This window comes from Siphonobacter sp. BAB-5405 (assembly GCF_002872335.1).
Classification (GTDB): domain Bacteria; phylum Bacteroidota; class Bacteroidia; order Cytophagales; family Spirosomataceae; genus Siphonobacter.
The window spans coordinates 28,903-49,896 of record NZ_NJAG01000001.1 but is presented as its reverse complement, the minus strand read 5'-3'; the positions used below and the strand labels follow the sequence as shown (position 1 = coordinate 49,896).

General features: G+C 49.5%; 15 protein-coding genes. 5 read left to right on the top strand and 10 right to left on the bottom strand.

Annotation, left to right across the window (positions count from 1 at the left end; all coding sequences use genetic code 11):
* Positions 1–8 precede the first annotated feature (8 nt).
* The 6 genes from BWI97_RS00190 to BWI97_RS00165 form a co-directional block, all read right to left on the bottom strand.
* Entirely contained in the window at positions 9–1,964 is a 1,956-nt protein-coding gene (locus BWI97_RS00190; protein ID WP_102199599.1) for a maltotransferase domain-containing protein, read from the bottom strand.
* Positions 1,965–2,079: 115 nt separating this feature from the next.
* Entirely contained in the window at positions 2,080–4,470 is a 2,391-nt protein-coding gene (locus BWI97_RS00185) for a TonB-dependent receptor (RefSeq protein WP_199181965.1), read from the bottom strand.
* Between the two features lie 36 nt (positions 4,471–4,506).
* Positions 4,507–5,646, bottom strand: a complete 1,140-nt coding sequence (locus BWI97_RS00180; protein ID WP_102199598.1) for a DUF3179 domain-containing (seleno)protein — start codon at positions 5,644–5,646, stop codon at positions 4,507–4,509.
* 55 nt (positions 5,647–5,701) lie between these two features.
* Positions 5,702–7,237, bottom strand: coding sequence for a phosphatase PAP2 family protein (locus BWI97_RS00175; RefSeq protein ID WP_102199597.1), 1,536 nt, complete (start codon positions 7,235–7,237; stop codon positions 5,702–5,704).
* 13 nt (positions 7,238–7,250) lie between these two features.
* A complete protein-coding gene (locus tag BWI97_RS00170) occupies positions 7,251–8,201 on the bottom strand; it encodes a hypothetical protein (RefSeq protein ID WP_146010830.1) in 951 nt (316 codons plus the stop codon).
* 267 nt (positions 8,202–8,468) lie between these two features.
* Complete coding sequence (locus BWI97_RS00165; RefSeq protein WP_102199595.1) at positions 8,469–9,917, bottom strand: sodium:solute symporter; 1,449 nt, start codon at positions 9,915–9,917, stop codon at positions 8,469–8,471.
* Between the two features lie 218 nt (positions 9,918–10,135).
* Here BWI97_RS00165 and BWI97_RS00160 point away from each other — a divergent pair, with 218 nt between their 5' ends.
* Together BWI97_RS00160 and recR are read left to right on the top strand one after the other, a co-directional pair.
* Positions 10,136–10,423 (top strand): ATP-dependent Clp protease adaptor ClpS, encoded by a 288-nt coding sequence (locus BWI97_RS00160; RefSeq protein WP_094809804.1) that lies wholly within the window; start codon positions 10,136–10,138, stop codon positions 10,421–10,423.
* A gap of 80 nt (positions 10,424–10,503) precedes the next feature.
* Positions 10,504–11,112 (top strand): recombination mediator RecR, encoded by a 609-nt coding sequence (gene recR / locus BWI97_RS00155; protein WP_102199594.1) that lies wholly within the window; start codon positions 10,504–10,506, stop codon positions 11,110–11,112.
* 56 nt (positions 11,113–11,168) lie between these two features.
* On the opposite strand, the gene BWI97_RS00150 is transcribed toward recR, so the two are convergent.
* The gene (locus BWI97_RS00150; RefSeq protein WP_102199593.1) at positions 11,169–12,287 is read right to left on the bottom strand and encodes a PorP/SprF family type IX secretion system membrane protein; all 1,119 of its coding nucleotides are present in this window, start codon (positions 12,285–12,287) and stop codon (positions 11,169–11,171) included.
* 242 nt (positions 12,288–12,529) lie between these two features.
* On the opposite strand from BWI97_RS00150, the gene BWI97_RS00145 reads away from it, so the two are divergent.
* Positions 12,530–15,373 carry a PKD domain-containing protein gene (locus BWI97_RS00145; protein ID WP_158242647.1) on the top strand — a complete coding sequence of 948 codons (2,844 nt, stop codon included), beginning with the start codon at positions 12,530–12,532 and terminating at the stop codon, positions 15,371–15,373.
* Positions 15,374–15,467: 94 nt separating this feature from the next.
* Here BWI97_RS00145 and ispF read toward each other — a convergent pair whose 3' ends face one another.
* The 3 genes from ispF to BWI97_RS00130 form a co-directional block, all read right to left on the bottom strand.
* Positions 15,468–15,953 carry a 2-C-methyl-D-erythritol 2,4-cyclodiphosphate synthase gene (ispF, locus tag BWI97_RS00140; RefSeq protein WP_369826516.1) on the bottom strand — a complete coding sequence of 162 codons (486 nt, stop codon included), beginning with the start codon at positions 15,951–15,953 and terminating at the stop codon, positions 15,468–15,470.
* A 61-nt stretch (positions 15,954–16,014) separates the two neighbouring features.
* Positions 16,015–16,704 (bottom strand): hypothetical protein, encoded by a 690-nt coding sequence (locus tag BWI97_RS00135; RefSeq protein WP_102199591.1) that lies wholly within the window; start codon positions 16,702–16,704, stop codon positions 16,015–16,017.
* A gap of 117 nt (positions 16,705–16,821) precedes the next feature.
* The gene (locus BWI97_RS00130) at positions 16,822–18,072 is read right to left on the bottom strand and encodes an aspartyl protease family protein (protein WP_094809792.1); all 1,251 of its coding nucleotides are present in this window, start codon (positions 18,070–18,072) and stop codon (positions 16,822–16,824) included.
* Positions 18,073–18,287: 215 nt separating this feature from the next.
* Between BWI97_RS00130 and tpiA the strand changes: the two genes are divergently transcribed.
* The gene (tpiA, locus tag BWI97_RS00125) at positions 18,288–19,043 is read left to right on the top strand and encodes a triose-phosphate isomerase (RefSeq protein ID WP_094809790.1); all 756 of its coding nucleotides are present in this window, start codon (positions 18,288–18,290) and stop codon (positions 19,041–19,043) included.
* 360 nt (positions 19,044–19,403) lie between these two features.
* Positions 19,404–20,972 carry a hypothetical protein gene (locus BWI97_RS00120; protein ID WP_233207705.1) on the top strand — a complete coding sequence of 523 codons (1,569 nt, stop codon included), beginning with the start codon at positions 19,404–19,406 and terminating at the stop codon, positions 20,970–20,972.
* The last annotated feature ends 22 nt before the right edge of the window (positions 20,973–20,994 follow it).

Below are 20,994 nucleotides of genomic sequence, written 5' to 3'. Positions count from 1 at the left end.
CTGCTTGCTTAATAATCTTCGATTCGAAACAAATGCATGGGTAGAATGCCGGGGTCAAGTTCTACGTAATTCCATTCCCCCTGCCATTGCCAGCGATTATCAGTTAGCAGATCATGGACAATGAAGGGCTGGTGATCCTGTTTTCCAAAAAGGTGTGGGGCAATCTGAATACCCGAACTCTGCCGTTGATGTGGATCAAGATTTACAATGCATAAAATTCGATTCCCGTTAGCGTGCGTTTTCAGATACCCGAGTAGGGCCTCGTTCGGCAGGTGAACAAACGTTAGGTTGTTGGTGCGTTGTAACGCTGAGTTTTCCCGGCGGATGCGATTGAGCATCCGTATGAAAAGGGTCAGTTTATTCTCACGCGACCAGTCCCAGTGCTTAATTTCATATTTTTCAGAATTAAGGTACTCCTCTCTGCCCGGATACGCTTCGTGGTTCATATACTCAAAACTGGGGCCAAAAAGTCCATAATTTGATGACAGCGTAGCCGCCAGGAAATACCGTGTCAGGTACAATGGCTCCAGACCCGTTTGCAGGATGAACGGATTCACATCATGCGTATTGGGCCAGAAATTGGGCCGCAGATAGTATTGCTGATCACTTTGCGTGAGCTCGTGCAGGTAATCCGTCAGTTCAGCCTTGCTATTTCGCCAGATGAAGTACGTGTAGCTCTGACTAAAGCCCAATTGAGAAAGGTACTGAAGCGGTTTAGGAGCAGTAAAGGCCTCAGCCAGAAAAAGTAAATCCGGGTAGAGCTGCTTGGTTTCCCGTATGAGCCACTGCCAGAAGGCAAAGGGCTTTCCGTGGGGCTGATCCACGCGTATGATCCGAATACCCCATTCAGCCCAGGTACAGACGATCGTCCGGAATGCTTCCCAAAGGGCAGGCCAGTCGTCGGTTTCAAAATTCAGGGCATAGCTATCCTGGTACTTATGCGGAGGATTTTCGGCGTATTGAAAACGCCCATCGGGAAGCTGGACAAACCATTGGGGATGCTCCTGTACCCAGGGATGATCGGGCGAACACTGTACTACTAAGTCCATCGCCACTTCCAGACCCAGTCGCTGAGCTTCCGCAATCAATGCTTTAAAGTCCTGTAGATTACCTAGTTCCGGAGCCACGCTCAGGTGACCGCCTGAGTCGTTTCCAATGGCGTATGGAACGCCGGGATCGCTGGACTGTGCTACGGGTGCGTTGTTCTTGCCCTTGCGATGGTGATGTCCGATGGGATGCACGGGTGGGAGATGTAGGACGTCGAACCCTAAATCAGCCAGTCGAGGCAAGCGATTCATCGTAGTACGAAAGGTGCCCGCCTTTTGCGGATCCGTGGACGTCGAACGCGGAAACAAAGAATACCAGGCCGAAAAAGCCGCTTTCTCTCGATCTACGTACAAAGGCAGTTCCTTTTCGTAACGACTGATATTTTTTCGTAGGGGATATTGGTGAATCCAGCCGATCATTTGTTCACTTAAAGCGAACGTAATGGCTTCGTGATAGGCTTCGGGTTGCTGGAGCCAGTGAGCCGTTTGTTCAAGCGATGCTCGTTCGGCTTCCGGAGCGGTAGCAGCCATGGCCTGCAAATACCCGGCACCCACCTGCAAGTCTGTAGCGACGGGCTGAAAATCGCGGGCTTTTTGCGTGATTGTTCGTTGCCAGGTTAGCGGATGGTTTACCCAGGCTTCGAAAGTATAGGTATAGGCACCTTGCTTAAATGCCAATAATTCGGCTCCGTACCGGTCATTTCCCAACGAAGAAAGAGGGACGCGGGTCCAGTCCGCTTCACTTTCGTGGCGATACAGTAATTCACCCGTTGGGAGATCAAAGCCGTCAACCAGTAAGTCTACCTCTACCCACAGCGTATCCCCTGCGATGGATTTGACGGCATAACGACCTCCATCTAATTCCGGAGTAACGTGTAAAAAATGAACGCGTTGCTGACCGATTTCTTTTTCAATCATGGCTGTACTGCTTTTAAAATGGCATGAAAAAAGCCACAGATCTGCTTTTCTGGCGAATCTGTGGCACAAAAGAAAAAGGATTGCTGCTAAAAATACGCTGGCAAAAGAACCTTCCCTAAATTTTTAATCCTATGCTAAGCTGCCAGCTCCGGCCATCTGACGGCCAGACGCCAGGACCTGGATACATGGTTGGACGTTTGGTAAAATAGCTACGATTGGTAAGGTTGCTGACGCCCCCACGCAGAGTAAAGCCGCGACCGAGGCGATAGCTGGCGTGCCAGTCCCATAATCCATACGCTGGCACTACACCCCGGGCTCCGTTGGCCGTTGGGGTAACGGTGTTGAGCGGATCGGAAAAGCTTTTATCTACGTAGCTGAATTGCAGGGTCGTTGAGAGTCCATAGTAACTGGCCTGTAGCCCATTCCGACTGATCCATTTAGGGACGGATTCAATCGCATTACCCTGAATGGAGCGATTGATACCATCAGAAACCTGTCCTGCGATGTACTGACCATCCATGTACGAAGTTGATGTAAAGACGGAAAAGCGACTGCGGGCACGTTCTACGAAGGCGAATTCGGCGTAAGCTTCCACGCCCCGCGTACGGCTGTCACCAATGTTGGTCTTGTAAACAAAACTCTGTGAACCTTCGGTAATGACCTGACTACCGAGGCGGTTGCGGTACAATAATTCAAACAGCGTAACGTCAAAGGTCAGTCGACCCCGGAGCCGGGTACCCCGAATGCCGAGTTCGGAATTGAAGCCATGGGCGTCTTTGGTATTGGGATTGGCTCGTTCCAGAATTGAATTCGGAATAATGTCCTTAAAAATAGCCGGACGATACGCCTGTGACCAGCCCGCATATACATCCAGATCTTTACCCAGATTATACTGTCCATTTAGACTAAACAGCGGGAAACGGTGATCGAGGCGGGGAGGTAAAGCCGAAGCTTCAGCATAGGCCAGTCGGCCCGACAGTCGCGTTTCTCCCAATTCTACACGTACACCCGGCGTAAGGCTCAACCGGGGCGTCAACTGAAAGAGATTTTCGGCAAAGAAGGCTACGTTTTTAGTTTTGTAATGAATATCCCGGCCATAATCGCCCACCAGCGTAAGGTCGTAGTCCGTACCCGTGGTTCCCTTCCCTAGTTGTCGGCGGTGCAAATCATTGTTAATGAGCTGAATTCCTCCGGTAAGTACAGAACCGACGGATCCGATCTGGTACCGATGCAAGAGGCGGGCTTCCAGCGTGTAGCTCTTAAATTTATCTCGATCTACCTGCCGGTTTTTGTACTGGCCGGTAGCTCGGTTGATGGTATCGAGCTGGTTGGCGAAGCCTTCGAACGTGACACTATTTCGCCAGCCTAATACGGCAGAAGCTGTGGCCTGGAAGGTGGTACGCGGCGAAATCTGCCAGTCGAATCGCAGAGAGGGCAGGTAAATATCTGGACTAAAATAATTCCGTGAACGCGTAGACTGCCGCGGGTCCTGAGCAAATTGGGCATCCGTTAGCGGACCGGGAATCTGGTAGCGGTAGTACGAACGACCCAGCTCCGCCTTCAGGGTTACATTCGGGCGAAAAGCGTACCCCAGACTGACAAATTCGCCTTCTGCTACCGAGCGGCCATTTTTACGATAGCCATCGGAGGTACGGCGGTGGAAATACGCATTGTACGTGAATTTACCCAGTTTCCCACTCACGCGGTGAAAGGTACTTTGCAGGCCGAAAGCTCCCGCCGTATTAATGGTTTCGTAACTGAATCCGCGACTGGAATCCGGTCCTTTCAGTACGTAATTAAGCATACCGCCAAACTGGGCCCCGTATTGTAGGGAAGCATTGCCGCGTACGAGTTCAATGCGTTCGACGGCCTCCATCGGTACAGAAAAATGGCTTGCCGGGTAGCCGTACAGATCCGAATTGGTAAGGACGCCGTTGGTGCGAATGTTGTACTCCCAGCCCCGGTGTGGATCAAGCCCTCGGGTGGCTACGTTGACCTGATTCCCGCTACCATCCATGTCATAGGCAAAAGCTCCGGGGATTTTGGCAAAAATCTGACGAACCGTTTTTTCCGCTACGTTGCCATCCATCTGATTCATCTGAATCGTTTCGGATTTTCGTCCGGAAAGCAGATACGTGCCCTGAACGCTGGGCAGTGGTTTGAGCGAGCGGTCGGCTCCTTCACGAATGGAAATTTCATCCAGGTTTTCAACCGATTCCGCCAAGGTAAATACCAGTGTTTGCGAATTAACCCTCTGAATTACAACCGCTTGTTGCAGGGGCTGAAAACCTACGTGAGAAAGTCGAAACGTATAACGACCCGCTTCCAGTGTCAATTGAAACTGTCCCTGGAGATCACTTTGCAGGGTTTTGCCCGTTACGCGAAGGGTTGCACCGGTCAGAGGCTGACCATTTGATTGCAGCACAGTACCCCGAATCAGCGTTTGGGCATGCACACGAAGCCCTAGTCCAATCAACAGGGCGGCGAAGATATATCTAGTAGTCAAGAATGATCGTATGTTTAAGCGTAAGCGAACAATCGTCTAATACCGTTCCGTTTTGGGATGGAACGTGGACCAGCTATGCCAGAATTCCTGGGAGGCATTGAGGGGTCGTAGCCGCCCATCCGAAGAGCGGCCCGCCAGGTCGTACTTATGGCCTACGGTAATCAGGGAATCATTTTGTAAGGCATAAATCGTAGAAACATCGGGTCGCTGGTAGGCAAAGAAACTGGCATTGTCTTTCGCCAGTACCACCAGGACGGGTATGTCGCCAACGACGTCATTAATGATGCGTTGCTGTTTCAGGCGGTTCCAGTCATAGGCTTTGGAACTTCGGCCCGCATCAATGCCCACAATCCACGATTTATCGTGCCAGGAATGCTTGTCGGTACCCGTCAGTTCGCTTTCCAGCGTACCGTTTTCATAAGCCATATCTTTGCTGTACTCGTCGGCAAATGCCGGATCACCCTGAAATATCAGGCTGTTAGGATACAGTTTCAACCATTCTTCGAGCGTCGTTTGACGGCTGGGAACATCGGGTAAATACGAACCTTTCAGGGAACCAACCACGGCTTCCCCGTTAACCTGCCGCCACCAGCTATGCGTACGCGAATCTTCAAACAGGGCATTAAAATGATCCATACCGACCAGACGGAACGTTTCGGGTTCTCCATCGACGAGTGATCCGTACACGCGGCCCGTGCGGCAAACCGAACAATACGTAACCAGAATGGGTGTGCCCGCTACGGTATCGCGTACCTGATGGTGATAGGTTAAAAACTGAATGGGGTAGGCCCGAGCTTCTTTGCCCATGACAACACCCACGACGAGACGTTTGGGATTTACTTTATTTTGGGAGCCAGGGGCCAACTGAACCTGTTGCGGCTCCTTAAAAAGTGCTTGGGCATTCATCTTAAAGTGAATCCAGGTAACCAAGGCAATCGTTACCAGGGAGGCCAGAATGGGTACCCACTTTTTTCCGTATTCTGAAAAAGCAGGAATGATGCCCAAGGCAAGCAGCAATCCACAGCCTACCCAAAAAGAAACCCGCCAGCGATGAATAAAATAGGCGGCTTCCAGGCTAGGGATCCGCTGGCTACCTGGCAGAGGCATGATGAAGTAAATACTCGCTAACTCAAAGATAATCAGACTGATTAGTCCGGCATAAAAGAAGATTTTCATGGAAAGATGAGCGTAAAAACGCCTGACTTAGGGGAAGTCAGGCGTTGGGTATCATTTAGCGACCAGCTCCATCGAGTTGTGCTCGTTTGACGGCGTATTCGCCTACTGATTTACCGTGAACCAGCCCTACGTCTGAATCAGAACGGTAATGAATGCAACCGTAAATACGGGATACCGAAGCTTCAGCAGCCAGGGCTTGCATGGCGTCGGCGTCGTTAGGAAACAAATACGCCAGTACCGTTGCCGCTGCCCCGGAGAAGGTCGAATGTCCGGACGTGAAACTGGGGAAGTTGGGCGTTCCAATAGTCGAGCGTACCGCGTGATCCACCTGGAACGGCCGGGGCGTGTAATAGAAAAATTTAGTATCCCAGCAGGCAATTCCGGCGTCCATCAGCGAAGTACCTACCAGAGCCATGGTCCGGGCGGCCCGGAGTTCATTCTCCTTGTACTTGCGGGTCAGGTTAGCCGCTTCCCGATTCCAGTGTCCGGGCGGCGTGTAACTGCCTACACCATCCGACCAGTAGGAAGCAATGCGGTGCTGATCGCGGGTGAGCTTCTTGCCCATATCGCGTAGTTCCTGCATATCTTTCTCAAAACCAGCCGAACCCAATGCTGGAGGTGGGCTCGGACGCATAGTCACCTTTTGAGCATCTGTAAAATTCCAGGTTTTTACGTTGCCGAAGGTCGGTAACATCGGCGGACGAGCGGGGGCATCCAGGCTGGTCCATTCCTTCCGTAAACCCCGGGCTTTGGCGTCGGCAATCATGGCGGCTACGGCAGCTTGGTTATTAGCCGCTCCCATGCCGTCGGCTTTGGCCCGGGCAATGACTTTTGCCGCTACGGCTTTGCCCAGTGCTTCCCCTGCTTCGAGGTCACTGCGTACGTTAGCCTTCGCCCAGATCCGACTGTTGCGGTGGGCTTCGTAAGTCGCCGTCAGTTTGGCCACTTCGCCGGGGAACATCACTTTCAAAACTTCAAACGAAGCCGCGGCTACCACGGCATCTTCTGAGGGGTACGAAGGCAGGTCGGTTACGGGTAATGTAGAAGTAATACCCGCATCTACCTTCGCCGGAGCCAGTCGATTGTACTGATATTTGTATTTCCAGGCAGCCACCAGAGCGTCATACTGAGCAACACCGAGATAGGCAAACATCCGGGAGGCATAGGGGGGATTACAGAAGGGAAACTTCGGTTCAGCCGTGGGATTGGCCGCATCGGGTACGGGATACTTCTTTTGGATCTCGTCGTAAACCGGAGGTAGATTGTAATTGGCCGCCAGGGTACGGGCCAGTTCATTCCAGCGGTAAACGCCACCTGCTGACCAGTAATCGATTGTTTTTTGTTGTTCAGCCGTAACACTGAGGCTTTTCAATTCCTGTAATTCAGCTTTGTAGGTACTGGATTCCGTCGTGAGCGGAGCCGGAACGCTAACTTCATCGGTTGAATTTAATACAAAAGGTTTCCATTGACCGCCCTGGGCATCCAGCCCAGCTGGTTCGTATACCGTAAGTGACGGCTGATCAATACTCTTATCACAGCTGTTGAGTAAGACGATCAGCGATAATAAGCTTAATCGACGAAGCGTATTCATACGTGTTTGGGGATTAGGGGAGATCAGACGAACGTCCGGTAACGTTGAAAGTATGCTGGATGCCTACCGTATACATGCGGGCCTGACCTACATTGCGGCCGGCGGTTACCTGACTGTACTGTCCAACCAGGGTAAAGAAACTGCCATTTTTCAGATACATGTGCACTTTAGCCATGCCTCCCAACTGGGTCTGATCCATTTTATTGGTGGGGAACGGCATGTCCTGACGGCGGATATCGTCGCCGCTTTGGCTGGTCATGTTGTCAATGAAGCCTTCCACCTGTACGTATTTATTGATGTACCCCAGGCGAGCCGAAGCATCGACTACGTCAGGAACCATCACTTCATGGGTGTCGTACATCACGCCGTCGTACTGATACGAATCCCGGTCGATATGAATGTTACTACGACGAATGTAGCCCGCATGACCAGTCAGGTAGAAGCCCTTAAATTTGTAATGGGCTATCCCCTTGATCGAGGCCGTTTTTGAGCGAAGACCAATCGAGTACGGTAACATATCCGGAATGTATTGGTTCGCTGGAGCCGAGATACCTCCCGTTGCAAACAGGGCGAAGGTGCCCAGGGAAGTTTCCGCCCGGAATGCCCGGTATTTCAGCCACACGGAAAGGTCCTGAATTCCTTCCTGACGGGAAAAGTGCCCACCATTTGAACGATTCCAAATGTAGGGCAGACCTGCAATAACGTTCAGATTTTTGGTGAGACCGTAGGCACTCATCAGCATCACATTCTGACTGGTAAAGGTACCTACGTTAGCATTGCTGCGTTTAAGTGTTCCTTCCCAGTACTGACTCCACTGGCTGTTGGAATAGCTGGCCACGTTGCAAATCAGGTGTTTACCCATCATGATGCCGTCCGTAGGGGTTTGAGCCATGCTACGGAAGGCCAGTAAAAAGATACACACAAACGCAAGTCGAGACGACCGTCGCAAAGTAAAAAGACTCATACGTATTAAGTTTGGGGGAATGCAGATACGCTTTTAGATTAGAGTAACTGTAAGATTCTGCTAATATACGGAATCGGTAAATTCCTGAAAATAAAATTCTTGCGGGATCTATATTGTTAAACGCTACCACCTTTTTCAATGGAAAGAAGTAGTAGCGTTTGACAGTACAGATGTTTAGAGGTATGCCGTTCTTCTGTACAAAGTTATATTTTTTGCTTTTATAATTAAAAAATGATCTCAAATTTTTTAATTATCTGTACCTGCGTTTTAATAGGCAAGGGCGGGTTTTTTAAGAGCTACCAAACCAGCATACGTAAGAAAACCGTTCAGCAACAGTTTTTCGAAGCCAAAGGTATAACTGAACCATTCCTGCGAATGACTAACCAGTACGTAGGTTAATGCCGGAGAAATGATACAAACCACGGGTACAAAGCGGTCTTTTACTGACCATTTCGTATAGAGTCCAAACGTATAGAGTCCCAGCAAAGGTCCGTAGGTATAACCGGCCAGATCGAATATGGTACGGATCATCGACTGGTTATTCAATTGCTTGAAGAGAATAATCACCACCAGAAACAAGGCCGAGAACATCAGGTGTACCCAGGTTTTGATGCGTTGCCGTTCTTTTTCCGGGTATTTTTCAATGTTCAGAAAGTCGATACAGAATGAAGTCGTCAGAGCCGTAAGAGCCGAATCAGAACTGGCGTACGTCGCTGCTGTAATGCCTAACAGGAAGGTGATGGCGGCAATTAAGCCAAAGTGATTCCCTAAAGCCAGCATCGGGTACAAATCGTCGGACTTGGCAGGAATCGTGATGCCCATCTGTTCTGAATAAATCAGCAGCAAAGCTCCCAGGTTGAGGAAGGCAAAGTTGACGATCACCAGTACTACGCAGAACCAGAGCATGTTTTTCTGGGCTTCGCCGATGTTCTTGCACGTCAGGTTTTTCTGCATTAAATCCTGATCCAGTCCCGTCATCACAATGGCAATGAAGGCACCGGAAATGAAATCCTTAAAGAAGTTGTTTTTGGGAGCCCAGTCCCAGACAAAAATCTTTGAATAGGGTGTAGACTGTACAGTATTCCAGAGCTGACCAAAATCCAGGTTAAGCTGCCGGGCAATCAGAAATACGGTTAGAAATACCGCCGTTACCAGAAAAAAGGTCTGAAGCGTATCGGTAATGATAATCGTTTTAACGCCGCCCTTGAAAGTATAAACCCAGATGAGTACAATCGCAAAAAGGACCGTCGCCTCAAAAGGAATGCTGAAACGATCAAAAATTGCCAGTTGCAACACCTGTACGGCGATGAACATCCGGCCCGCGGATCCTACGGTTCGCGAAAGCAGGAAAAAGCCCGCCCCGGTTTTATACGACCAGAAACCAAAACGTTTATCCAGATACGAATAGATCGAAATCAGATTCAGCCGGTAGTACAGCGGCATGAGTACCGTGGCAATCACAAAATAGCCGACCAGATAACCCAGGATAACCTGAAAATAGGTAAACTGAGAGGTACTGACATTTCCCGGAACAGAGATGAAGGTTACTCCCGAAAGCGAAGTCCCGATCATGCCAAAGGCCACCAGGTACCAGGGAGACTGCTTATTTGCGGTAAAAAAAGCGTTGGTGTCTGCTCCACGGGAGGTGTAAAACGAAACGGCCACAAGCATCAGAAAGTAGCCAAGCAGGATGAATAGAGCCAGGTAAGCGTTCATGAATAAAACAAGGGTGCTAATGAGAGAGAGCGGAGCTTTCAATGGGTCGTAAAGCCATCCGGCCAAACATTCTGCAAACCTACAATGGGATGAACAAAATACTGTTTTTTATTCATGGAAGAATATAAACTTCCTTGAACCTTCGGTTGGCTATGCGGGTTATAAAGGGTACATTTGTTCTTGAATAAACCACTGATTTACTGGATATAACCATGTTAATGAACACCTTACCGAAACCCTGGGAAGAAGAAGACGTAGATGTTCTGGAAGCAACTGAGGAACAGGAAGAACATGACCTGGTCGTTTTTAATGATGATGTTAATACATTCGATTGGGTAATCGATACACTCATGGAAGTGTGCGGTCATACGCCTGAACAAGCGGAACAGTGTACCATTCTGATTCATTACAAAGGGAAATGTGCCGTGAAAAAAGGAGCGTTTGAAGAATTGGCTCCCATGCGAAATGCCATTTGTGAACGGGGCATTAGTGCTGAAGTACTTTAGAATCGTTTTTTGTTCTTGGCCTTGTCAATGATCGGAACGAAACAGTCCGGTATCGGCAGGCCGCCAGCCATACCACTCGCTTGAATTATCCTTCGAAACTCATAGAAGACGCTGTTGAAGAGATTAGTAAACTTCCCGGAATTGGGAAAAAAACGGCTCTTCGACTTGCTCTGCATTTGCTCAAACGCGAAGAACAACAGACCTCCCAGTTGGCTGAGGCTCTGGTGAATCTGCGTACCCAAACCCGCTATTGCCGGCAATGCCATACCATTGCCGACGAGGATCTGTGCCAGATTTGTGCCAATCCCCGCCGCGATAGTCAGTTGATTTGCGTGGTCGAAGATACCCGCGATGTGCTCGCTGTTGAAAATACGGCTCAGTTTCGCGGGGTATACCACGTACTGGGTGGATTGATCAACCCACTGGAGGGCGTAGGCCCAGCTGACTTACAGGTCGAATCGCTGATTGACCGGGTGGCCGATCCGAAAAACGAAATTCGGGAGGTGATTCTGGCTCTAAGTCCCACCATGCAGGGCGATACTACCTCGTTTTATCTGACGAAACGACTCCGGCAGTATCCCATCAAGATTACCACGATTGCCCGGGGGATTCCTATTGGTGGCGATCTGGAGTACGCTGATGAAATCACACTCGGCCGCAGTATCATTGGTCGCGTGACCTACGAATAAATCTACTTGTCGTACGTAGAGAAAAGCGGCCTGTTCATGACAGGCCGCTCTTCTTTTCACAGGGCAGGAAACTTGAATTGCCGAAAACGTTTGGTTGAAAGCCCCAGCTTTTCCAGCCCCATCCAGAGCGAAAGTTCATAAGCTCCGCCCGTGTATCCTCGAAACGTAGACAGCGGAAAATCATAGCTAAGTTCGACCTGAAACGGAAAATCGGTAGGTTGGATACCGACTAAAAACACCAGAGCATTTTGCTGAAAGTTTTTACTGGCTTTGTTCAGAGGAATTCCCCGAACCCACGCCCCCAGCATGAGGGGGCTGTACCGCCAGTTGTACCCGAAATCCAGTTGAGCCAGCCCCGCCTGTTGTCGAACATTAGCCGCTAGCGTATGGGTTCGTACGCGGTAGGGGCTAGGGGTATGTCCCCGTTCCAGGCTCAGGATCCGGGCAAACGGAATGGTGAGGCCCGCCTGTAGACTTACTCGCTGGCTGACGGGTAACCAGGGATCATTTTGTAGGGACTTGTTCAGGTGATGGATGGCTCCGCCGACCCAATACATCGTTTCGGTGCGATCGTAAAGAGCCATGTTTTCCTGCGGATCTACTTCGAAAAGTAATCCGGCATTGACGTCAAAGAAATTTCGACTGATACCATTAGCCAGAGCAACCGGATCCATGGAGGTCGGCGAAACGCCCGATCCCGAAAACTGGTCGGCGAATAAAAGACTCTGTCCTCGAATAAGCCGACTCACCCCGCCTACCTGCATACCACTCCAAAATTTATACTTACCATCCCTCCCAAAACGAGCCAGCCGTTTCGACGCCGATATATAGCCGCTGGTTGTATAGAGCCCTTCGGCACTGCCCATGAAAGTACCCGCCCCCTGTTTATCCCGCATGAGTTGCAACCCCAATCCTAACGAAGGCTGACCCGTACGCGAGTCCGTGTTTTCCAGATAGGTATCGTAAGAGGCGGCCATGGTTTCAAAATCACGGTTAAGGCCATACGCCTGCTTCCGATAATTGACAATGACGCGACCCATGCGGGCATTACCCGTAAAAGCAGGATTTTGAGCTAATGGATTGGCATAAAATTGGGAAAATTGCGGATCTTGACCGTATACTTCTGCCAGAAAGGCAAAGAGTATAATCCAAAAAGTAAAGTAAAAACGGGGCATAGGAGAAGGTGCGTTGGATAAAAGGTTCGGAAAGATAAAAAAGAGTATTTATTATTGAGTATAAATAAATAGATGATAAGCAATGAATAGCTATTTTTACACGATCCGAACTATGCCCACTATTCATGAAATTAGGTTGTCTTTCGTTTTTGTGCCTAGTATTTACTTGCACCGCATGGGCACAAAAAGCCACGATTCGTACCTGTGACCAACCTTTAATTTGCGTTACGGAGAAAGATTCGGTGTATTCGTTATGCGTAAAAGTGATTATTCCGGCGGGGCATTGTCCCATTACAAATTATACGATCAGCTGGGGGGATGGGAGAAAAGATGAGTTTACGCAAACGCTCGATTATTCAAAGGATAATGAAATCACCCGCACCCATACGTATAGCCTGGGGGAATTTACCCGAAGCTGTGGTACCGGTGTTGATTACAACCTGGAGTTGCGGACCGACAATGCCTGTCAGCCTCCGGTAGATACGGATATCTTTCCCATCACATTCAAAAGCAGTCCACGAGCACAATTCAGTGTGCCGGATATTTGCCAGGAAAATGCCGTACGCATCGGTAATACATCCTGCCCATCTCGGAATGAAATGACTTATAAGTGGGATTTTGGGGATGGAGGCACTTCCACGGATATTTACCCAACCCATATTTTCTCCAGCTCGCAGGATGCGTATAAAGTTACGCTAAGTGCCACTAACAGTTGCGGTACTACGACCACTACTCACACCATATCCACCCGAAAAACCCCACTCGCCCAAATTCGACCGAACGGTGTAAAAATCATGGATGGGGATACGCTGGTATGTTTGGAAAATGGAGGCATACTGACACTGGATGGTACGGTCTCGCTGGGAAGCTCACGGTACCAGTGGCAAATCAGCGGGGGAGCGTATTCACTCGTTCAGAATACATCGCTTACCTCGTCGGTGTTACGGGTACAGTTAAAAGAGCTAACGTCGTATCAATTCACGCTTGTTGCCCTGAATGACTGTGCAACGTCCAGCCCACGAACCATTCGTGTGCGTACGGTAGCCAAGCCCGAACTCACCATTCAGCACCAGCCCAGCGTATGTACGCCCATTCGGTACCGGATTCCGAACCCTAATCCAAATGCCCGGTACTTTGTGAACGGACAGCCTTTATCCGCTGGACAGGAGCGGGAATTGGGATTTTCCCCGCAGCCTTACATTATAACCGCTGAATTACCTTACGCCTGTGGTACGTACGCACCAAAACCCGACACGTTTTACGTACGGGAAGTGCGGTCGTTAAAAATTCTGTCTCCTTCGCGTGATACGAGTCTTTGCCTCGGGACCAAGCTATTACCCCTAACGACGAGTGAAACCTGGGGAAACTGGCAGGGAGAAGCGAGTCTACTGTCGCAGCAATCGGGGAAAACCTATTTTAATCCAAAAACAGCCGGAACCTATCCGTATCGTTACGTTTTGGGCGAAGGCGAATGCCGAACGGAAGTTTCGGTAACTCTTACCGTCCTTACAGCTCCTGAATCGGCAACGTTTACGCCCAGCGTTCGGGAGGGATGTACGCCCCTAAATGTGACGTTTCAGCCTCAGGCTGCTCAACGGCCGGGTTTTACTTCCGAGTGGTCGTTTGGCAGCGTGAGTACTAGTAATGAACACGCCCCTTCGACCAGGCTGGAAAATACAACGACTGACCGGCGAAGGTTTCTAATTACTCACACCCTGAAAAACACCTGTGGCACCAAGCGGGATACGCTCACAATTGTCGTGAAACCACTGCCAAAGGCGGGCATCGGGGTCGACTCTACCAGTATTCGCTGTGCCCCAGCCCGGTTTCTGTTTTCTAATCTTTCCGTTGGCAAAGCCGGGGCATCTGTCTGGAAGTTTGGAGACGGTACGCCTGAGGTTCATTCGAGCGACGATACGGTAGCTCACGTGTATGCTTCCCGTGATCAGCTGCAGACCTATACGATTACGCTGACGGCTAAAAACGAATGCGGAGCAAATGAGGCTACGGCTCAGGTAAAAGTATCACCCAGTACGGCTAAACCGCTATTTTCCATGAGTGAATCAGTGGTTTGCCCGGGAGCACCCGTACAGTTTACAGATGCTACAGTGCCCGTCGCTACCCGCTGGCTCTGGCGATTTGGCAATGAAGGAACTTCTACGGAACAGAATCCTACGTTTGCGTTTCAAAAACCAGCAACTGCTTATATCATTACATTGGTGGCCGTCACCCCTTGTGGAACGGATTCAACACAGAAGCGTATCCAAACTTCCATTCGGCCACAGGCGAGTTTTAGCGTTGATTCACTGGCTTGCATCGGGCAACCCGTACGGCTAGTAAATACAAGCGATCTGACGCAAACCCAACTCACGGGGTTTCTCTGGGATTTGGGGAATGGTACGCTCGATTCAGCCCAGGTTTCTCCGCAGCTTAGCTACGCGAGTGGCGGTACCAAAACCGTTAAGCTTACGGTGTTTGGGACGCCCCGGAGTTGTGCTGCACTGACCCTGCAGCGAACGATTCAGGTACGCGAGGCTCCCAAAGCCGCTTTTAGCGTGGGGGAAACATTCTGTTCGTCCATACCCGTTAAGCTGACTAATGCATCGGTGGGAGCCACCGATTATCAGTGGTATCTGGATGGAGCCCTGGTTTCAACGGGCGAACATCCAGAAGTGGCTATTCCTTCGGGCGTTCATCAGTTGTCTTTAAAAGCAGCCTACCTCAGTGTTTGTTCGGATTCAACTACCGAGGCTACCGCCGTACAGATGGATTCGTGCTGGGTAGGGGTACCCGAAGCGTTTACACCCGATGGCGTCGGTCCGAGTACGGGTGAACGGATGACCGTATTTGGGAATAAGCTAGAAAAGGTAAAGCTGTTCCGTGTACTGAATCGCTGGGGAAATACGGTTTTCGAAAATAAAGATTTTACGCCCAACGATCGAGAGCTGGGCTGGAACGGAAAAGATTCGCAGGGCAACGCTATGCCTGCTGACCTCTATCTGTACGAATTAATCTATACGTACGGTAATCGGGAAAACGAACCGAACCGTAAGGCAGGTACGTTTTATCTGTTGCGAAACAAGTAAGGCCTACACAGGGAAGTAATAAATAGCTCGCCCCGATTCATAACCGTCATGGAATGATCGGGGCGTTACTAGTGGTGCATGTGTAACGCAGGCCTTACAAATCTGCCCGCACAATCAGGGCTACGGCGTGAGCCGCAATCCCTTCTTTTTTTCCAACAAAGCCTAAATGTTCGGAGGTAGTAGCTTTGATAGAAAGATCCTCTTCATCGATCTGCATTACCCCGGCCAGTACGGCCTTCATCACCGGAATGTGCGGATTGAGCTTAGGTTCCTGTAAAACTACGGTTACATCTACATTTCCTACTTCATACCCTTTTTCCCGAATCATTTCCAAAACGCGAACCAGTAGAAGCTTGGAGTCAATGCCTTTCCATTGCGGATCTTTATCCGAGAAATGGTAGCCAATGTTTCGCAGATTGGCTGCACCCAGCAGAGCATCACAAATGACGTGGCAAATAATGTCCGCGTCAGAGTGGCCTTTGGCCCCGTGTGAATGCGGAATCTGAATGCCGCCGAGCCAGAAAGGGCGGTTTTCTTCTAATTGGTGAACGTCGTAGCCATGTCCGACGCGAAAAGGAATCTTCATGCAGTAGATGAGCTTTAGCCGGACAAAACTATGGATTTTACGGAATCAGACGGATTTACGGCGTCAGACGGTACTTGAGCGAAAACAATAAGTACGGCAGAAAGCTGTAATTCCGCATGTTATGTTCAATCTGAGGAATCTGGTCGGGCAATGTAGTGGCGTCGAGCAGGCCTGTTGTACTAAAATCAATTTTAGGGCTTCCCAAGTAGTAACAACCTAGTTCGAAACCAACGCCGATCCGATTTTTGGGAACGGCTCTGCCCACCCCTAGTCCCAGGTGCGGAGTTACCTGCCACCAGCGAAGTTGGAGCTCTACATTCCCAAAATCTTCCGGTTTAATTTCAATGTCATCAAGAATCAGGCCCGTATCGGAGGTGCCCAAAACCGCATAGCTTGGGTTAACCTGATAACCCAGGCCGCCCGTCAGGTGGAAAGAACTTCTCGAAAACGGAAACCAGTCGGCGTGCACTTGCAGGAGATTCATGCGAACGAGTGGCGACAGGTGCAGTTTAGAGTCATCGTTCACATCCACATCGAAGGGCTTTTTGTAGCCTACGTGCGTAAATCCCAGCCGGAACTGCCAGTTCGATCGTTCGCGGGGACTGTAACCCACCTCCGCTCCATAACCGAGCGTACCGCCCAGTAAACCCAGGGAAAATTTTCGGGAAGGCGGATCAATAGTGGGTGTGGCAAAAGCTGACATACCAACGGTACACAGCAGGAGTACTAACAAACGGGTGCTCATAAACGTGGCGGCGTTTAAGGGTTCAACGAGTCTACGAAAGTAATAACGTTGGTCAATACTAGCCGAAAGAGTTACGGCCAATACTGATTTTAACCCTACAAAAACACGTTCCAGCGTTTAGATGATGCGTTTTAGTACCAGACTGGTCACCATTAGTTGTCCGTTTCGGCGAATAGCCATGAGCAGTTCCTTGCCTTCGCCGCGTTGCATAATTTTGTATAAATCAGACATGGAAAGATCGCGGCAAATTTCTCCGTTCACGCTGATCAGCTGATCGCCTTCTTCGAGTCCAGCCAGTTCAGCGGGCGAATTCCGCTCGATACGTTCAATGATATATTCGTCGTAATCAACGCCCTTGGCCACAATGTCCATGCCACTCATGTTGTGTTCAAATGCTTCCCGCAGGCGGCGGCGGATGGGCTTCAGTACCACATATCGCTGCTGGTAATTGAACGTTACCCGGAATCGCCGCAACAGTTCGCAACCAATGTTTCCCTGGCGTTCGAGATGTCGGCCCAGTTTCATGCCATAGGCCAGACTATCGGGAAAGGAAGCAATCAAATTGGTGAGTTCCAGTTTATTACCAATCCGGATTTTTTCCACGCGGCCCAAGCTACCATTGATTACCCCGCTTAAGCCACGGCCAAGCTGGGTACGGATGACCTTATTGGGCAGGGGAATTTGGTTACGGGAATTGACATCAAGCGAAAGAGCGTGCCCCGCCCCGGTATCAATCACCACTTTGAGGGGCACTGTGCGAGCTTTATCAACCAGAGCTACCGCGTTCAGGTAAGGTTTGGCATCCTCAATGGTGATCGGAAACTGATCGCCTTTCCGACTTTTATAGCGGTAGTGACTCGGCTCTTCCAGGAGGAGTTCCTTGCGGGCAAAATCAATAGTCACCACAAAATGACTGAACAGTTCGTAGCCAAAAATCCCATGAATGGGCATTCCCACGTATTCCGAAATTTGCAGAATATCCTGATCAAGGACCACAATATTCTGATTGCCACCCCGCACATGCCCCATCTGAATGGAGTTGCCAACCATAACCGTTGCCGATAGGTGCCCGCCTTCGCCCGCTCCGGCAATCTGTACTTTCCGAACCGGCTTCATGCGTTGAACAATGGGAACTTTAGGATCGGTAATGAGTATGGTGGATACCCCCGAATCGAGAATAAAACGAAGCGTATCCGAACCATTTACCTTAACGGGTACGATGATCAGATTCGATTGTAATTCGAACGGAATGCGGGTGGTTTTATGACGAGCTTTCAGATACAGGCCAAAACGTTCCTGAGCCAGCGTAGCGGGAGTCAGGCCTAAAACCAGCCCGAACAGGAGTACGAGTGGTAAAGCATGTTTCATGACTGTCGTGTTTTGGAAAAACTGACTTTAATGTACACGCTTTATCGCTCATAATCAATAGGCTACGCGATGATTATTAGCTTCACTTCGGCACTTTCGGGGATTTTCGCTACTTTCGTCGCCGGAATGAAAAACTAAAATGCCGCTTCTTACGCAGGAAAGGCATTATTTGATTAATTAAAAGTAATCTTCTGATTTTTATATTTTTTTCGCACATGAGAAAAAAAATTGTTGCAGGTAACTGGAAAATGAATAAAACCGCCGAAGAAGCAGTAGCGTTGACTTCGGAAATCGTACACATGATTGCTGACGAAGTAACCAGCGACGTAGAAGTTGTCCTCTGCGTTCCTTCGCTGTATCTGTCTACACTGCAGCAGTACGCAACCGGCCGGGTTTCGATCGGAGCTCAGAATATCCACCAGAAAGCTTCCGGAGCGTATACGGGCGAAATCTCGGCTCCGATGCTGAAATCACTGAACATTCCCTACGTAATTCTGGGACATAGTGAGCGGCGTCAGTTCTTCGGTGAAACCGACGAAATTCTGGCTGAGAAAGTAAACATTGCCCTGGAAAATGGACTGAAGCCTATTTTCTGCTGCGGTGAATCACTCGAACAACGTCAGAACGAAGATTACGTAGCCCTTGTACAGGCTCAGTTGACGAATGCCCTGTTCCATCTTTCTGCTGAACAATTCGGCCAGGTTGTGATCGCTTACGAACCCATCTGGGCTATCGGTACCGGTCTGACGGCTTCTGCTCAACAGGCTCAGGATATGCACGCCGCTCTGCGGAGCCACATTGCCAGCCAATACGGAGCTGAAGTTGCCGATAACACCACCATTCAGTACGGTGGAAGTGTTAACGCCGCAAATGCAGCTGAACTTTTTTCCAGCCCGGACGTAGATGGTGGTTTGGTAGGCGGAGCTTCACTGAAGTCACGGGACTTCGTGAACATCGTGAAAGCAATCTAATCGGTCTTTCGAAAGCAGAAACAAGCTTTTGTAAGACGATTTGAAATATCTCAAGGAATGAGTGATTCTCCTAAAGTGAGATGATCACTCATTCTTTTTTGTCGTAGGTAAACCATTTGAACGGGAGGTTCGTACTTTTTAAAAATCCAATTTTCTCAATCAGGCTTCCTAAAGTTTTATTTTCTATTTTTGCCGCGATCGTACTTTCTTTCTACCGCTAAATGGGCTCTGGATGCAATATTTTACCCTATTTTTTCGTGAAAAGAAGCACACAGCCTTAGCCATGATACAGCTACTATGATGAGATATTTCATAAAGCGACTCTTTTTCGTACAATTTCTTGCTCTAATCGGATTCAATTTGACGGCGATAGCTCAATCGGCGTTGCCCGCTCAGTCCAATCTGCGAATCATCTTTCCCGACCAGTCCAACTGGAATGTACTGGAGGAAGGAAAACTTTTTTCCTTTAAACTTCAGACGCGTCCAAGCCATGCGGATAGTACGGCCGTTCGATTTAGTATTGTCGAAGGTCGGCAGGAAGGTATGCAGCTGGATTCGCTGGGAAATTTTCAGTGGACGCCGAGTTACGATCTCGTAGACCGGATCCAGGGTAGCAAGACGTTTACCGTACTTTTTGCCGCCAGCATTGATAAGGGTGAACAGGTACGTCGGAGTGCCGAGTTTCGGGTGCTACACGTCAATCGGCCACCCATTATTGGCGATTTGAAGCCTTTCTACGTACAGTTTAACGTACAGAATACGTACCAGATCGATCCAAACGAAGTACGCGACCCGGATCAGGATCCAATCGTATTCATTCCCATTACGGATCAGTTACCCGAAGGAGCGAAGCTATCGGCTCAGGGAGAATTTACCTGGAAGCCTTCGCAGACGCAATTCAATAAGCTTAAAACATCACCGTTATACGTTGAATTTTTCGTAGAAGATCAGCCTACAAAAGCCCGTACGAAAGGACGTTTAAAGATCGACGTTACGCAATTGGATTTGCCTCCGGTTGTTTCCGTAGTTCCCAACGTAAGTACCATCAAATTACGGGAAAATACGACGTTGAACCTGGCCTTGTACCTGACTGACCCCAACGGCGATCAGGACATTCAGGAATTCTCGTTCCTATCCGATAACCGGTCGATACCCAAGGAAGCACTCAAGAAAAATACCAACACGCAGTACGAATTTATCTGGAGACCAGATTACGATTTCGTGAAAGATCCACTGGATACGCTGGGCTTTAACCTGACCTTCTTTGTGATGGACAAGAGCCAGAAGCGGGATGAAAAACGGATTCACGTGACGGTAGAAAATGCCGTTAACGAGCGTGAAAAGGATCTTCAACTCTATATTCAGTACCGCACTTCCCTGATTCGGGCCTGGGAACTGATTGCTCAATTGACCGAAAAGCAGGACGAACTCAGTAAGCTGTACAAGCGGGCGAAGACCGGTAAGAAAAATCGTTCAGTAATGAATGCCGGAATTGGGGCCGGTACAGCGGTGGTCCCCTTGACGATTACGGGGGACGAAAAAGGATCCATTAATGCCCGGCGAATCATTCCAACGATAGGTGGAACCGCAACCGCAACGGTAGGTACCCTGGAAGCTACTGAAGTCATTGGTCGCTCTATCAGCCCGCTGGTGGATCAGCTGAACAAGATCATCGTCAAAAGAAATGAGTTACAGACCAAGGGAGACATTTTTGCCCGGAAGTACAACCTGAAATCCGCTCGTCGGAATCAGAATGGACAGACTTTTGCTAAAGACCTTGATGATTTTGAAGCTTCCATGAAAGTAAACGACCTGTTAGCTCTGGAACTGGATGCGGGCTGGCAGGATCGTAAAAAGCCGAAAAGTCAGGAACAGCAGGACAAGAGTCTGCAACGGACGTTCCGGGATTTTGTACCTTTTGAGGAATAATCCTACGAATCAACAGCCCCTG

What these genes read in the sequence shown, in the direction of transcription:
- BWI97_RS00190 (WP_102199599.1), bottom strand. Translation starts at nt 1,964, where the DNA reads ATGATTGAAAAAGAAATCGGTCAGCAACGCGTTCATTTTTTACACGTT.
- BWI97_RS00180 (WP_102199598.1), bottom strand. Translation starts at nt 5,646, where the DNA reads ATGAAAATCTTCTTTTATGCCGGACTAATCAGTCTGATTATCTTTGAG.
- BWI97_RS00175 (WP_102199597.1), bottom strand. Translation starts at nt 7,237, where the DNA reads ATGAATACGCTTCGTCGATTAAGCTTATTATCGCTGATCGTCTTACTC.
- BWI97_RS00170 (WP_146010830.1), bottom strand. Translation starts at nt 8,201, where the DNA reads ATGAGTCTTTTTACTTTGCGACGGTCGTCTCGACTTGCGTTTGTGTGT.
- BWI97_RS00165 (WP_102199595.1), bottom strand. Translation starts at nt 9,917, where the DNA reads ATGAACGCTTACCTGGCTCTATTCATCCTGCTTGGCTACTTTCTGATG.
- BWI97_RS00160 (WP_094809804.1), top strand. Translation starts at nt 10,136, where the DNA reads ATGAACACCTTACCGAAACCCTGGGAAGAAGAAGACGTAGATGTTCTG.
- BWI97_RS00150 (WP_102199593.1), bottom strand. Translation starts at nt 12,287, where the DNA reads ATGCCCCGTTTTTACTTTACTTTTTGGATTATACTCTTTGCCTTTCTG.
- BWI97_RS00135 (WP_102199591.1), bottom strand. Translation starts at nt 16,704, where the DNA reads ATGAGCACCCGTTTGTTAGTACTCCTGCTGTGTACCGTTGGTATGTCA.
- BWI97_RS00130 (WP_094809792.1), bottom strand. Translation starts at nt 18,072, where the DNA reads ATGAAACATGCTTTACCACTCGTACTCCTGTTCGGGCTGGTTTTAGGC.
- tpiA (WP_094809790.1), top strand. Translation starts at nt 18,288, where the DNA reads ATGAGAAAAAAAATTGTTGCAGGTAACTGGAAAATGAATAAAACCGCC.